Raw genomic sequence first — 13,920 nt, 5'->3', positions numbered from 1 at the left:
TGGTTCATGTGTCTGGGTCGGGCGGGTTGGGTTCGCGGGACACGCCGTAGACCCCGCTCCGCGGTCCGGCCCAGCCGCTGGCGGCTGCGCGTTCGGTCGCTTGCGAAGCAGTGCTTCGCAAGCAAAGCGCCCTCACCCATGGGGGCTCGATGGCGTCATCCATGGCGCCAACGGTCCCGCGAACCCAACCCGCCCGGCCCCCGACAGTTTCCGTGCGCGTCCAGCCCACGGAAAAAGAAAAAGAAAAAGAGCAAAGAGCAAAAGCACTCGCTCCGACCCGCCCAGGCCGAGTCAATCCAGAGCCGATGAACTCAGGCTTTGCGCTCCAGCTGTAGAAAGCGGCGCCGGCCGCAGGCCGGCCAAACACCCCGCTGCGCTGCGGCGCGACCTGCGGGCGACCGATCTGGGATAATGGGGATTCTTGTTTCCTCTGCTGCCGGACCCGGTCATGACCCAGAAGACGCTGCTCAACGATACCCACCGCGCCCTTGGCGCCAAGATGGTCGATTTCGGGGGTTGGGACATGCCCATCCACTACGGCTCGCAGCTCGACGAGCACCACCTCGTTCGTCGCGAGTCGGGTGTGTTCGACGTCAGCCACATGACCGTGGTCGACCTGCGCGGTGACCAGGTCAAGCCGTTCCTGCGCCGCCTGCTGGCCAACTCGGTCGACAAGCTGAAGGTGACCGGCAAGGCGCTGTACTCGTGCATGCTGAATCCGCGCGGCGGCGTCATCGACGACCTGATCGTCTACTACCTGGGCGACGATTTCTTCCGCATGGTGGTCAATGCCTCCACCCGCGAGAAGGACCTGGCTTGGCTGCGCGAGCAGGCTGCACCGTTCGGCGTCACCGTCGAGCAGCGCCCGGACCTGGCCATCCTCGCCGTGCAGGGCCCGCAGGCGCGCGACATCGTCATCGGCCTGGCCCGCGAAAGCGATCGCGCAGCGCTGGCCAAGCTGGGCCGTTTCGCCGCCCTGCAGGTGCAGTCCGATGACGGCGTCGAACTGTTTGTCGCCCGTACCGGTTACACCGGCGAAGACGGCTTCGAAATCCTGCTGCCGCAGGACGCCGTGGTCGCGTTCTGGAACCGCCTGCTGGCGGCGGGCGTGAAGCCGGCGGGCCTCGGCGCACGCGACACGCTGCGCCTGGAAGCCGGCATGAACCTGTACGGCCAGGACATGGACGAAGAGATCAGCCCGTACGAAGCGGCGCTGGCCTGGACCGTGTCGCTGGACGAAGGCCGCGACTTCATCGGCCGCGAGGTGCTGGAAGCGCAGAAGGCTGCCGGCACCGCCCGCCAGATGATCGGTCTGGTGATGGACGAGAAGGGCGTGCTGCGCCATGGTCAGGCGGTGACCACCGCCGGCGGCCAGGGCGAGATCCTGTCCGGCACCTTCTCGCCGACCCTGGCCAAGGGCATCGCCTTCGCCCGTGTACCGGCCGGTGAACTGGGCGAGGTCACCGTCGACATCCGTGGCCGGCAGGTGCCGGTGCGCGTGGTCAAGTTCCCGTTCGTGCGCGAAGGCCAGGCCCAGCCCGGCGTGCTCGCCGACGCCTGATCCGAAACTGCCGATCGTCACTGACAGCAGTGGCGGCCGGTTGGTTACACTAGCCCCGTTTTTTCCACCCCTGCATATCTCTGGAGCAGTCCCATGAGCGAGATCCCCGGCGACCTCAAGTTCCTCAAGTCCCATGAGTGGGCCCGTGTCGAAGGCAATGGCCGTGTCACCGTCGGTATTTCCGACCACGCCCAGGGCCTGCTGGGTGACCTGGTCTACGTCGAACTGCCGGAAGTCGGCGCCGACGCAAAGGCTGGCGAGCAGATCGCCGTTGTCGAGTCGGTGAAGGCCGCCTCGGACGTCTACAGCCCGATCAGCGGCAAGGTCGTCGAGGTCAACTCGGCGCTGTCCGACAAGCCGGAAACCATCAATGAAGATGCCTACGGCGAAGGCTGGATGTTCGTGGTCGAACTGACCAACGCTGAAGAGGTCAACGAACTGCTGGATCCGGACGCGTATGCCGAAGCCCTGGAAAACGACGACCACTGAGTCGTCACTTCCGGGTTCTGGAACGGCCACCTTCGGGTGGCCGTTTTTGTTTTGGCGAGTGCGTCGGACTCATGACGGCGGGTTCGCTCTGCACCCTCGGCGCGGCATCAGCCGACAGACGAACGGTGCCGATCAGCGTGCGCAGTTTTGCGCAAATCCGCGTTTCCGCCCCGCGCCGAAGCGATCGAATGTGAAAACTTTTCGCCCCCCGTTGCGGCCCCGTTGTGCTGGCGTTGGCGACGGTGCCGGTGACCATCGGCGATGCACGTGCGCTGTTGTCCGGAACATGTGCCTATCTGCGCAGAGTGCTTATTTCAAGTGTTTTTTGTTCAGAGAGCGCATCGACTTCGTCGTATGCGGCGCGCGTGCGCGCCGCTTCAATGGTCGTTGCAGGGCGCGCACGGCGGTGGCGAGGGCGGCGTCCGGGATGGCGCGGATGTGAAAATTTTTCGCGGGGGTTGTTGACAGTAAAAAAAACCGTGATTAGGTTTCGCCTCAGCAGACCTTGCCTGCCCAACCGAGTGCGCAGAATCAATCGTCCGATGCGAAGCAGCCCCTTCAAGACCACCGCGACCCTGATGACGGTGGACATGGCCCCGCTTCCCCCGGAGAAATGCAAGGCAACTCCCGTTCCGATGTCCGCTCCGCCGATCGAGGCGGGCATTGCCGCATCCGTAACGGCGCGCCTGACGCGCCGGCGGTCCCCGCACGCAGCATCCGCGGGTTTGATCCACCTGGGCGTTTCAACTCCCTATCACTGACGAGGAGCCATCCCATGGCAACCAAGAAAGCTGCGAAGAAGAAGCCCGCCGCCAAGAAAGCGGTGAAGAAGGTCGCGAAGAAGGCCGCTGCCAAGAAGGCAGTGAAGAAGGTCGCGAAGAAGGCGACCGCCAAGAAGGCAGTGAAGAAGGCTGCGAAGAAGGTCGCCAAGAAGACCACTGCGAAGAAGGCAGTGAAGAAGGCGGCGAAGAAGGTAGCCAAGAAGTCCACTGCCAAGAAGGCCGTCAAGAAGACCGCGAAGAAGGCCGTCAAGAAGGCCACCAAGAAGACTGCCAAGAAGGCAACGGCCCGCAAGCCGGCCAAGAAGGTCGCGAAGAAGGCCACTGCCAAGAAGGCTGTCAAGAAGACCGCCAAGAAGGCAGTAAAGAAGACCGCGAAGAAGGCGACCAAGAAGGCTGCCCCGAAGAAGGCAGCGAAGAAGGTTGCCAAGCGCAAGCCGGCCGCCCGCAAGAAGAAGGCCGCTCCGGTCGCTCTGCCGGCAACCCCGGCGCCGCTGATCTAAGTACTTCCCGATAGCCGCATCCTGAAACCCCCTTCCCTGACTGCCCAGCGGGGAGGGGGTTTTTTTATGGGCCGTTTGCAGGGTCGAGCCGTGCTCGACTGCTTTTCTGACAGTCGACGCTAGCGGTGCGGCGCCGGTGGAAAGCGCTCTACCAGGAAGTCCAGGAAGCTGCGCAGGCGGGTCGAGTGGTAGCGATCGTGGGCGTAGACCACGTGCATCGGCCGACCGGTCTGGCCGAACTCAGGGAACAGCTGCACCAGGCGTCCGGTGTCGATGTCGGCAGCCAGCAGCAGTGCCGACTGCAGCACGATGCCCAGCCCGTGCAGCGCTGCCGTGCGCAGCGCTTCGCCGTTGTTGATCTGCAGCCGGCCGCCGGGCACACGCTCGAGTTCGCCAGCGTCGGCCTGCAGCCACTGTGCGAGTGCGCTCGGTTCGAAGGACAGGCACTGATGCAGGGCGAGGTCGCGCAGGCTGCGAGGCGTGCCATTCCTGGCCAGGTACGCCGGCGATGCGCACATCATCAAGCGATACGGTGCCAGCGCACGCGCCACCAGCATGCTGCTGTCGGCCAGCGTGCCGATGCGCAGCGCCGCTTCGAAACCCTCCTCGGCGAGGTCGACCACGCGGTCGCTCAGCGTGACTTCGACCCGGACATCCGGATGGCGCGCCATGTATTCGGCCAGTGCCGGTACCAGTGCGTGAGTGCCGAAGATCACCGGCGCACTGATGCGCAACGTGCCCGCCGGTGCCAGCTGCTGGTGCTGCGCCTGTGCGTCCGTTTCTTCCACCAGCCGCAGGATCTCCCGGCAGCGGGTGTAGTAGTCCTCGCCGAAGGGCGTCATGTGCTGGCGCCGGGTGGTACGGCTCAACAGCTGCATTCCCAGCCGTGCTTCCAGCGCACGCAGGTGCTTGCCGGCCATCGTCGCCGAGATATCCATCGCCGCCGCCGCAGCGCTGAGGCTGCCCTTGTCCACGATCAGCACGTAGACCTGCATGCTCTCCAGCAGATTCATCTGACACCCCGGGTGTTGAATGCTGAAACCTGCGCGGAGTTTATCAATCAGGGGTGATCAAACAGCATGTACTGCACGGGCCGGATGTACCGGCTGGCGGATTGGGAGAACATCATGGATCTGGGGCTTGAAGGGCGTACCGCGCTGGTCACCGGGGCGGGCAGTGGCATCGGTGCCGGTGTGGCCAGGCTGCTGGCGGCCCAGGGAGTACGCATTGCGATCAGCGCACGGCGTGCCGAGCCGCTGCATGCACTGGCGGCGGAGATCGAATCTGCAGGCGCGCCGGCACCGATCGTCCTGCTGGGCGACCTCACCGATGCGGAGCAGGTACGCCACATTGCGGATGCAGCCTCGGCGGCACTGACGCGTGTCGACATCCTCGTCAATGCGGCTGGAGGAGGCCGGCCGACCACGGTGGATGCGGGGGACGATGTCTGGGAGGAAGCCATGGCCTTGAACTTCTCTTCGGCACGACGCCTGACCCAGGCACTGCTGCCGGCGATGCAGGCGCAGGGCTGGGGGCGGGTGATCAACCTCAGCGGTTCAATGGAACCGCGCGCGGTGAATGCTGCCACGGCGGCGAAGGCGGCGTTGCATCTGTGGAGCAAAGGGCTGTCGTCGGCGCTGGCCTCACAGGGCATCACGGTCAATGCAATCGCGCCGGGACGCATCAACAGTGCTCAGATCCGGGACCGCCTGCATCCAACCGAGGAAAGCCGGCGTGAGTTCATCGAACGCAACATTCCGATCGGGCGTTTTGGTGATCCGGAGGAGGTGGCGCCGCTGGTGGCCTTTCTGGCCTCGCCCTTGGCCGGCTACATCACCGGCGCGGTGATTCCGGTGGATGGCGGCATGCACTACTTCGCGCATTAGCCTTCCGTTTGTAGAGTCGAGCACTGCTCGATTGCTTTGCTCTACAACTGCCACTAAAAAGGGCGACCCGCAGGCCGCCCTTCGCACACACGGTGAAGCCCGCCAACTCAGCGCGGCGAGGCCACCGCACGGTTGCTCGAAGCACCCTTGCCCTTGCGCTTGTCCTGCTGCGCCGGGCTCGCGCCTTCGGCCATCAGGTTGTCACTGCCGAAGTCGGTGTCCACGTCCAGCCAGCGCTGCGTCGGCAGGCCGAGCGCGGAATCGAGCACCGTCGGCAGCAGGCCGCTGGGCAGGCCGCTTTCGCCGTTCCACATGATGGCGATGCCGAGATCGCGTTCCGGCACCAGCGCGACCAGGCCGCGATAGCCCTGCACGGCACCGGCATGGAACACCACATCGTGGCCGGCGTAGTCGAAGGTGCGCCAGCCCAGTGCGTAGCCGGCCGAATGCAGGCGCTCGCGGCGCCAGCCCGAACGCATTTCGCCCGGGGTGTTGATCAGGCTCGAATGCAGGGTGGCCAGCAGCGGTGCCGGCAGCACGTCCGGGCGATGGCCGGTGTGGGCCAGCAGCCACTGCGCCATGTCGCTGGCGCTGGCGTTGACGCCGGCGGCCGGGGCGACGCGGTAGTAGGTCGGCTTCGGTGTCAGCGATACCCAGCCATTGCGGCTGCGCACGTGCGGACGCGCCCAGCGCGAGCTGGCCTGGATGCCGGCCAGGCCGAGGCTGGCATCGTTCATGCCCAGCGGCTTGAAGATGCGGCGCTCGACCGACTGCTCGTAGAAGCTCCCCGAGGCGGCATAGACCACGTCGCCGATCAGGCTGAAGGCCACGTTCTGGTAGGCGTAGCAGTCGCCCGGCAGGCACTTCAGGCTGGTATTGGCCAGCTTCTGGGTCAGTGCGTAGTACTCGGCGTTGCCTTCGATGTCGCGGTCGTAGGCGTTGTACGGCAGGCCGACGCGGTGGCTGAGCACGTCGGCCACGGTCAGGCGATCGGTCGCTTCCGGAGAGTTCAGGCGGAAGCCCGGCACATAGTCGGTGACCTTGCTGTCCCAGCGCAGCGTGCCATCGTTCACCAGCAGTCCGGCCATGGTGCCGGCGAAGGCCTTGGACAGCGATGCCAGGCGGAACACGGTGTGGGCGTCGACCGGCAGCGGGTTGTTGACATCGGTAACGCCATAACCACGCGCGCTGAGTACGCGGCCACCCTGCACGATGGCCACGGCCATGCCGGGCACACGCTCGCCATAGGTGAGTTGCTGCGCCATCGATTCGATGTTGGCCACGTTGAAGCCGGCCGCCGGCAGCTGCACCTGCGGCACCAGGCCGGTGCGGTAAGCGGCGGGCTGGGTGTGGGCGACGGCGGTGGCGGCGGATTCGATGTTGGCCGGCATCGGCGGCAATGGCGGCGGGGTCTGCGCGGTGGTGGACAAGGCAACGGGCATCAACATGCCCAGCAAACCGGTGGCCGCCGAACGGATCGGACGACGCAGGCTGTTCTTTTTCATCGTGGAGACCCGTGCGCGACTGCTGATGGCGATTCTAGCGCCGCTTTTCCCTTGTGCACAAACAAAGCGAAGATGAATGCGCATCTCGTTGAAAAAGTTGGGATTTTGACGCCCCGAAAGCATGTGTCGGAACGTGTCGTCCGGGCGGGGCCGTGACACTGCGTTGCGGCCTTCTGCGAGGCTGCTGCTGGCGATGTTGCAGTGCATTGGCTAACGTACGCGCTTCACCGCCCCGGAGCCTGCCATGCCGCTGTCCAACCGCCGTCTTCTGGCGAGGGACACCGCGTGAGCGCGGTGAAGGGCAAGGGGCCGTTGCGTGGGCTGACGGCGGCACTGCGTGAGTCGCCGGCGCTGTGGTGGTCGTTCCTGTACTTCTTCTGCCTGCTCAGCGGCTACTACGTGCTGCGCCCGGTGCGGGAGGCGATGGCCGCCTCGGCCGACCTGGAAACGGTGTTCCCGCCGATGCTGATCGCCTGGTTCGCCAGTCATGGCATCGCGCTGAAGGATTTCGTCCTGCAGTTCCTGTTCTCCTGCGTGTTCGTGATCATGCTGGTGCTGCAGCCGGTGTACGGCTGGCTGGTCAGCCGCTTCCCACGGCGGGTGTTCTTGCCGGCGGTGTATGGGTTCTTCATCGTCACCCTGCTGGGTTTCTACGTACTGTTCGACAGCGGTGTGCCGGGCCGCGGCATGGCGTTCTTTTTCTGGATCACCGTCTTCAACCTGTTCGCGGTGGCGGTGTTCTGGAGCTTCATGGCCGATGTGTTTTCCAACGCGCAGGCACGAGCCTTCTACGGTTACATCGGCGCGGCCGGCACCATCGGTGCCTTTCTCGGGCCGATCATCACCGGTGCCCTGGTGCAGCGTGTGGGCATCGCCAACCTGATGCTGGTCTCGGCCGGATTCCTCGCCATCTGCCTGTTGAGCATCTGGCGACTACGGCACTGGGCGGTGCTGCGCGAGCAGGAGCAGCAGTTGGTATCGGGCGAAACGCCGATGGGCGGCAGCGTGCTGGATGGCCTGAAACTGATCGTGCGCGAGCCGTTGCTGCGCTGGCTGGCGATCATGGTGGTGTTCGGCGTGGGCGTGGGGACGCTGCTCTACAACCAGCAGGCTGCGATCGTGCGTGCGGCGTTCACTGACCCGGCGGCCAGTACCGCGTTCTTCTCGCGCATCGACCTGGCGGTGAACGCGCTGGCGCTGCTGATGCAGGTGGGCCTGACCCGCTGGCTGCTGTCGCGCCACGGCATCGCGCCGGCGCTGCTGATTCCCGGTTTCGCGATCCTGATCGGCTTCTCGGTTCTGGCAGCCTCGCCGATGCCGTTGATGGTCGCGGTGGTGCAGGTGATGACCCGCGCCAGCGAATTTGCACTGGCCAAGCCGGCGCGCGAGACCATCTACACGCGCGTGGACCGGCAGTGGCGCTACAAGGCCGGCGCAGCGATCGACACCGTGGTCTACCGCGGTGCGGACCTGAGCTTTGCCTGGGTGCACAAGGGCCTCTCATTGTTCGGCTCGCACGTGGTGTTCATCGGCGGCATGCTGGTAGCCGCGTGCATGACCGCAGCCGCGTTCGGTGTACTGCGCGAAGAAAAGAAACTGCCGCGCGACCGCTGATTTTCCGGGGCCCGACCCCCATCCCTGTCCAAGGAACTGCCCATGTACTGGATCGCACTCACCCTGACGTTGCTCGTCACCCTGCTGCACGTTTATTTCCTGGTGCTGGAGATGTTCCTGTGGACCCGCCCGCTGGGCCTGAAGACCTTCCGCAACACGCCGGAGAAGGCGGAGACCACGCGGGTGCTGGCGGCCAACCAGGGCCTGTACAACGGCTTTCTGGCAGCAGGCATCGTGGTGGGGCTGGTGATCGGGCAGCCGGTGCTGGTGACGTTCTCGCTGGCCTGTGTGGTGGCGGCGGGGTGCTATGGCGCGTACAGCGTGAGCCGGCGCATTTTCATGATCCAGGCCGTACCGGCCATTTTGGCGTTGGTGTTTCGCGCGCTGGCGTAGTTTCCAGCCAACGGCGCAGCCCCTCGTGGGGTGGTCGCGTAGAGCTGTTCATGTGATTGGTGGGGCGGGGGGGGCCGTGCAGGGGACGCTGCAAGTACGTCCATGTAAGCTCGATGGCGCCATCCATGGCGCCAACGCCCCTGCACGGCCCACCCGCCCCACCCCTGACAGTTTCCGTGCGCGGCCAGCCCACGGAGAAGAAAAAGAAGATCAAGAGCAACAGCGGGTCGCTGCGCTCGTGGGTTCTGCGCGCATGAAAAAAGCGGCCGATGGGCCGCTTTTGCTTTTGTTCTTCTTTTTTCTCTTTCGTGGGTGGACGCCGCAGAGATCTGTCAGAGGCTGGAGGGGTGGGGCCGGGCGGGGTATCCGCGCCATGGATGGCGCGGCTAAGCCTCCACGGACGGATTCACGGCGTCCCCGCCTGGCCCCACACCTCCAGCCCAACCGATGAACGGCCTTCAGCGTCCACCCGCGAGGGGCTGCGCCGTTCGCGGGAACACTACTTCACCGGCGACAGCCACATGTCGATCACCGCGCTGAACACCTCGGTGCCCACACGGTCGCGCACGCTCACCGTCACCGGCAGCGCGTAGCCTTCAGCCGTCGCCACGATCGGCTGCGCCGGCAGCGCCACTGCATGCAACATGCCGCGCGCCTTGGCCAGGTACTGCACCTGCATCCCCTTCGGAATCCAGCGCATGCCCTTCGGCAGCGACGCGTCGACCATCAGCCCGGCGGTCAGTTCGGCCAGGTTGCACATCGCGATCGCGTGCACCGTACCGATGTGGTTGCGCACTCTGCGGCGATCGGCCAGCGTGCCTTCGCAGCGGCCGTGTTCAAGCCGGGTAATGCGCGGGGCGATGCTGGCGAAGTAGGGTGCCTTGAAGCACACCGCGCGCGAGAACAGCCAGTTGCCGGCAGGCCAGCGCTGCAGGCGGTGGTAAAGCGAGAGCAGGGGCGTGGACATGGTTGACGTTCCGGTCGGCGGATAAAGCGACGGCGGGCCGAGGCCCGCCGTCGTGGCAACGCGTGTCGCGGGCGATCAGGCCGCCTGCGAATGCGGGTCCTTGTGCTGGCGGTCGTAGTAGCTGGCCGCGCGCAGTTCGTGGGTGTCGAAGTCGTCCACGGTGATGGTGTCCAGGGTCAGCGTACGCAGTTCTTCCAGCAGGCTGCGCTCGTCGTGGGTGATCACGCCTTCGGCCACGGCCTCGTCCAGCTGGCTCTTGAAGTCCAGCGCTTCGATGCCCTTGCTCTTCAGCGCCTTCAGGAACTTGCGCTCCACCGGCTCGGCCATGATCGCCTTGCTCAGGTAGCTGTTGATACGGCCGCCCGGGTTGTTCTCGCACGGGGTCAGGAACACGCCGCTGGCCAGACGGTCGCGGGCTTCGTTCGGTGCCATCAGCAGAGCGGCAACACGGCGGCTCAGGCGGTCGCCGGGGGCCTCGGCACGACGGCCCAGCGGGAAGATCAACGCCCACATCAGCCAACCGATCGGACGGATCGGGAAGTTGCGCAGCGCGGCCGACAGCGATTCTTCGATCTTGTGCACGCTGTCATGGAAGGCCCAGGCCAGCAGCGGCTGGTCGGCCTGCGGTGCGCCTTCGTCGTGGTAGCGCTTGAGCATGGCGCTGGTCATGTAGACGTGGCTCAGCACATCGCCCAGGCGGCCGGACAGCGATTCCTTGAACTTCAGCTTGCCGCCGAGGGTCATCATCGAGATGTCGGCCATCAGCGCCAGGTTGGCCGAGTAACGGTCCAGCTTGCGGAAGTAGCGGCGGGTGTAGGCGTCACCCGGGGCAGCACCGAAGCGTGCACCGGTCAGGCCGAACCAGAACGAACGCACGGCATTGGAGAGGCCATAGCGGATGTGGCCGAACAGGCTGCGATCGAACTCCTGCAGGCCGGCACGGGTATCCGGATCCTGCGCAGCCTTCATTTCCTTCAGCACCCACGGGTGGCAGAGGATCGCACCCTGGCCGAAGATCAGCAGGCTGCGGGTCATGATGTTGGCGCCTTCCACGGTGATCGCGATCGGCGCGGCCTGCCAGCTGCGGCCGGCGAAGTTGCGCGGCCCCAGGATGATGCCCTTGCCGCCGATCACGTCCATCATGTCCGAGATCACTTCGCGGCTCATGTTGGTGCAGTGGTACTTGGCGATCGCCGACGGCACCGACGGCACGTCACCACGGTCAACCGCCGCGGCGGTGGCCTGCGACAGCGCACTGATCTTGTAGGCCTTGCCGCCGATGCGGGCCAGCGCTTCTTCCACGCCTTCGAAGCGGCCGACCGACAGGCCGAACTGCTTGCGGATGCGCGCATAGGCGCCGGTCACCGCGGCACCGGCCTTGGCACCACCACTGGCGGTGGACGGCAGGGTGATCGAGCGGCCCACGGCCAGGCACTCGTTGAGCATGTTCCAGCCCTTGCCGGCCATGGCAGCGCCACCGATCAGCTGGGTCAGCGGAATGAACACGTCCTTGCCGCGGATCGGACCGTTCTGGAACGTCGAGTTCAGCGGGAAGTGGCGACGGCCGATTTCAACGCCGGCGGTGTCGCGCGGCAGCAGGCCCAGGGTGATGCCGATGTCGCGGGTATCGCCGATCAGGCCATCCGGATCGTACATGCGGAAGGCCAGGCCGATCAGCGAAGCGACCGGGGCCAGGGTGATGTAGCGCTTGTCGAAGGTCAGCTTGACGCCGAGCACCTGCTCGCCGTTCCACTCGCCCTTGCAGACGATGCCGTAGTCCGGAATCGAGGTGGCGTCGGAGCCGGCGAACGGACCGGTCAGGCCGAAGCACGGCACTTCGCGGCCATCGGCCAAGCGCGGCAGATACTGGTCCTTCTGTTCCTGGGTGCCGTAATGCACCAGCAGTTCACCCGGGCCCAGCGAGTTGGGCACGCCGACGGTGGAGCTGACCACCGACGACACCGACGCCAGCTTCTGGATCACCTTGTGGTGGGCCAGCGCGGAGAAGCCCAGGCCGCCGTATTCCTTCGGGATGATCATGCCGAAGAACTTGTTCTTCTTGATGAAGGCCCACAGTTCCGGCGGCAGGTCGGCGTGGACGTGGGTGATTTCCCAGTCGTTGACCATGGTGCACAGCTCTTCCACCGGGCCATCGAGGAAGGCCTGTTCTTCGGCGGTCAGCTGCGGCTTGGGATAGTTGAGCAGGATGTTCCAGTCCGGATCACCGGTGAACAGTTCACCCTCGAAACCGACCGAGCCGGTTTCCAGCGCGATGCGCTCGGTCTGCGACAGTGGCGGCAACACCTTGCGGAACACCTTCATCATCGGGCCGGTCAGCAGCGGCTTGCGGATGAACGGCAGCAGCAGCGGCACGGCGATGACGGCCAATACAGCGGCTGCGACGATCGTGGCGGTCTGGTTGACGTAGGGAATGAACCAGCAGGCGGCCAGCAGGGCCACGCTGATCAGCGTCCAGGTAACCAGCCGCATGCGGTGGTAGGCGACGAACGCGCCTGCCAGCAGCAGGGCGAGGAAGGGAAGAACGATGCTCATGAGCGTGCTCCGGTGACGTGCTCGTTTGTGGCGGACGAAGCTGCAGCATCCGCTGCGGGCAACACGTCCAGATAGTCCAACACAGTAGCGGTAAAGGCGTCGTTGTCATCGCCGGCGACCATGTGCGTGGCCTGCGGCAGCTGTACATGACGCGCGTGCGGCGCCAACGCCAGGAATTCGGCCACGGTCTGTGGCGTGACCAGGTCGCTTCGGCCGCCGCTGACCAGCAGCAGCGGGCACTTCACCTGGCGTGCGGCCTCGGCCAGCGCATCCTGGTGCTGCTCGCTGTCGCGGGCCAGTTCGGCCACCAGGCGCGGGTCCCAGTGCCAACGCCAGCGGCCGTGGCCGTCCTCGCGCAGCAGTGCGCGCAGCGACTGCTCGGATTTGCGCGGACGGTGCGGCATGTAGGCCGAGATCACATCGGCGGCCTGGGTGAGCGAGGCAAAACCGTCGGGATGGGCGGTCATGAAGGCCAGGATGCGTTCAACACCGGCGGTATCCCAACGCGGGGTGATGTCCACCAGCACCATCGCCGAGAACAGGCCCGGCCAGCGCGATTCGGCCAGCAGGCCGAACAGGCCGCCCATCGAGGCTGCGACCAGCACCGGCGGGCGTGGCTGTTCCCCGGCCAGCACGATCAGGTCATCAGCGAACTGCTCGCCGTGATAGGGCAGTTCGGCAGAATTCCAGTCCGAATCGCCGTGGCCACGGGCGTCGTAGGCCAGCGTCTGCAGCCCCGCCGCAGACAGGGCCCGCGCGGTGGCGTTCCATGCGTGCCGGGTCTGGCCGAAGCCGTGCGCGAACAGCACCCGGCCACGACGACCGTGGTCGCTGGCAGTGGCGGCGAGGCGGGCACCATGGGCCGCCTCCAGGTGCAGGTCATGGAACGCAGCGGGAGTAGGGGACGTAACCATACTTGCTAGTATGGATCGCTTGTGAGGGAAGTCAATACTGCATCGTATGGTGCGGTGCGGCAGCCCTGCAGGAGAGCCCTTTGACGGTTTCGCCCGCAACGGCGTACTGCAACGAACCCCGGCGTATGGTTAAATCAGCCCATGAATCAACCTGACGCTTCCGCCGGCGAACCGCGCGCCGGCCGCAACAGCCGCCTGAGTGCCGAAGACTGGGCCCAGGCGGCCCTCGACCTGATTGCTGAACAAGGCGTAGGCGCCGTTGCGGTGGAACCGCTGGCGCGGCGCCTCGGCGTGACCAAGGGCAGTTTCTATTGGCATTTCCCCTCGCGTGACGCCTTGCTGCAGGCCGCGCTGGAACGCTGGGAACTGTTCGAACAGGAACAGGTGTTCGGCAGCCTGGAAGACGTGCCGGACCCGCGCGTGCGCCTGCGCCAGCTGTTCCAGATGGTGGCGCATGAAGTGCAGCCGCACATCATCTACAGCGAGCTGCTGAAGGCACTGGACCATCCGATGGTGCGTCCGGTGATCGACCGCGTGTCGCAGCGCCGCCTCGACTATCTGATCGCCTCGTTCCGCCAGGCTGGGCTCAGCTCGACCGATGCGCGCCACCGCGCACGCCTGGCGTACGCGGCCTATGTCGGCTTCCTGCAGCTGTCGCTGCAGCTGCAGCAGCCCAAGCAGGCGCGCGAGGATTTCGAGGCCTATGTCGAGCATCTCATCGAGACGCTGATTCCGAACGGTTGAGCGTCGTTGCTG

13 protein-coding genes are annotated in these 13,920 nt (G+C 65.7%); 7 read left to right on the top strand and 6 right to left on the bottom strand.

The window, feature by feature from the left end; all coding sequences use genetic code 11:
* The first annotated feature begins 448 nt into the window (after window positions 1–448).
* Window positions 449–1,561, top strand: a complete 1,113-nt coding sequence (gene gcvT, locus ACSYAO_RS16750) for a glycine cleavage system aminomethyltransferase GcvT (RefSeq protein ID WP_125895566.1) — start codon at window positions 449–451, stop codon at window positions 1,559–1,561.
* Window positions 1,562–1,654: 93 nt separating this feature from the next.
* A complete protein-coding gene (gene gcvH, locus ACSYAO_RS16745) occupies window positions 1,655–2,050 on the top strand; it encodes a glycine cleavage system protein GcvH (protein WP_005410701.1) in 396 nt (131 codons plus the stop codon).
* 292 nt (window positions 2,051–2,342) lie between these two features.
* Here the strand turns inward: gcvH and ACSYAO_RS16740 are convergent, their stop codons facing one another.
* The gene (locus tag ACSYAO_RS16740) at window positions 2,343–2,642 is read right to left on the bottom strand and encodes a hypothetical protein (protein WP_125895567.1); all 300 of its coding nucleotides are present in this window, start codon (window positions 2,640–2,642) and stop codon (window positions 2,343–2,345) included.
* 183 nt (window positions 2,643–2,825) lie between these two features.
* Here ACSYAO_RS16740 and ACSYAO_RS16735 point away from each other — a divergent pair, with 183 nt between their 5' ends.
* Window positions 2,826–3,332 (top strand): histone, encoded by a 507-nt coding sequence (locus tag ACSYAO_RS16735; RefSeq protein ID WP_125432428.1) that lies wholly within the window; start codon window positions 2,826–2,828, stop codon window positions 3,330–3,332.
* 119 nt (window positions 3,333–3,451) lie between these two features.
* Here ACSYAO_RS16735 and ACSYAO_RS16730 read toward each other — a convergent pair whose 3' ends face one another.
* Window positions 3,452–4,345 (bottom strand): LysR family transcriptional regulator, encoded by an 894-nt coding sequence (locus ACSYAO_RS16730; protein ID WP_134951643.1) that lies wholly within the window; start codon window positions 4,343–4,345, stop codon window positions 3,452–3,454.
* A 114-nt stretch (window positions 4,346–4,459) separates the two neighbouring features.
* Here ACSYAO_RS16730 and ACSYAO_RS16725 point away from each other — a divergent pair, with 114 nt between their 5' ends.
* The gene (locus tag ACSYAO_RS16725) at window positions 4,460–5,218 is read left to right on the top strand and encodes an SDR family NAD(P)-dependent oxidoreductase (RefSeq protein ID WP_049400632.1); all 759 of its coding nucleotides are present in this window, start codon (window positions 4,460–4,462) and stop codon (window positions 5,216–5,218) included.
* 107 nt (window positions 5,219–5,325) lie between these two features.
* Here ACSYAO_RS16725 and ACSYAO_RS16720 read toward each other — a convergent pair whose 3' ends face one another.
* A complete protein-coding gene (locus ACSYAO_RS16720; RefSeq protein WP_032130059.1) occupies window positions 5,326–6,723 on the bottom strand; it encodes a serine hydrolase domain-containing protein in 1,398 nt (465 codons plus the stop codon).
* Window positions 6,724–7,008: 285 nt separating this feature from the next.
* Here ACSYAO_RS16720 and ACSYAO_RS16715 point away from each other — a divergent pair, with 285 nt between their 5' ends.
* Window positions 7,009–8,337, top strand: coding sequence for an NTP/NDP exchange transporter (locus ACSYAO_RS16715; protein WP_149909235.1), 1,329 nt, complete (start codon window positions 7,009–7,011; stop codon window positions 8,335–8,337).
* Window positions 8,338–8,379: 42 nt separating this feature from the next.
* The gene (locus ACSYAO_RS16710; protein WP_149909234.1) at window positions 8,380–8,730 is read left to right on the top strand and encodes a DUF1304 domain-containing protein; all 351 of its coding nucleotides are present in this window, start codon (window positions 8,380–8,382) and stop codon (window positions 8,728–8,730) included.
* A gap of 499 nt (window positions 8,731–9,229) precedes the next feature.
* Here ACSYAO_RS16710 and ACSYAO_RS16705 read toward each other — a convergent pair whose 3' ends face one another.
* From ACSYAO_RS16705 to ACSYAO_RS16695, 3 genes are all read right to left on the bottom strand, one after another.
* Entirely contained in the window at window positions 9,230–9,697 is a 468-nt protein-coding gene (locus ACSYAO_RS16705; RefSeq protein ID WP_149909233.1) for a hotdog fold domain-containing protein, read from the bottom strand.
* 75 nt (window positions 9,698–9,772) lie between these two features.
* Window positions 9,773–12,250 carry an acyl-CoA dehydrogenase gene (locus ACSYAO_RS16700; RefSeq protein ID WP_049463537.1) on the bottom strand — a complete coding sequence of 826 codons (2,478 nt, stop codon included), beginning with the start codon at window positions 12,248–12,250 and terminating at the stop codon, window positions 9,773–9,775.
* A complete protein-coding gene (locus ACSYAO_RS16695) occupies window positions 12,247–13,164 on the bottom strand; it encodes an alpha/beta fold hydrolase (RefSeq protein ID WP_049463536.1) in 918 nt (305 codons plus the stop codon). Before ACSYAO_RS16695 ends, ACSYAO_RS16700 begins: the two co-directional genes overlap by 4 nt.
* Before the next feature lie 141 nt (window positions 13,165–13,305).
* On the opposite strand from ACSYAO_RS16695, the gene ACSYAO_RS16690 reads away from it, so the two are divergent.
* Window positions 13,306–13,908 (top strand): TetR/AcrR family transcriptional regulator, encoded by a 603-nt coding sequence (locus tag ACSYAO_RS16690; RefSeq protein WP_006464233.1) that lies wholly within the window; start codon window positions 13,306–13,308, stop codon window positions 13,906–13,908.
* The last annotated feature ends 12 nt before the right edge of the window (window positions 13,909–13,920 follow it).

Origin of the sequence: Stenotrophomonas sp. STK16_22, from assembly GCF_051984505.1 — a bacterium.
Lineage (GTDB): Bacteria > Pseudomonadota > Gammaproteobacteria > Xanthomonadales > Xanthomonadaceae > Stenotrophomonas > Stenotrophomonas maltophilia_A.
This window is presented reverse-complemented; position numbering and strand designations above follow the sequence as displayed.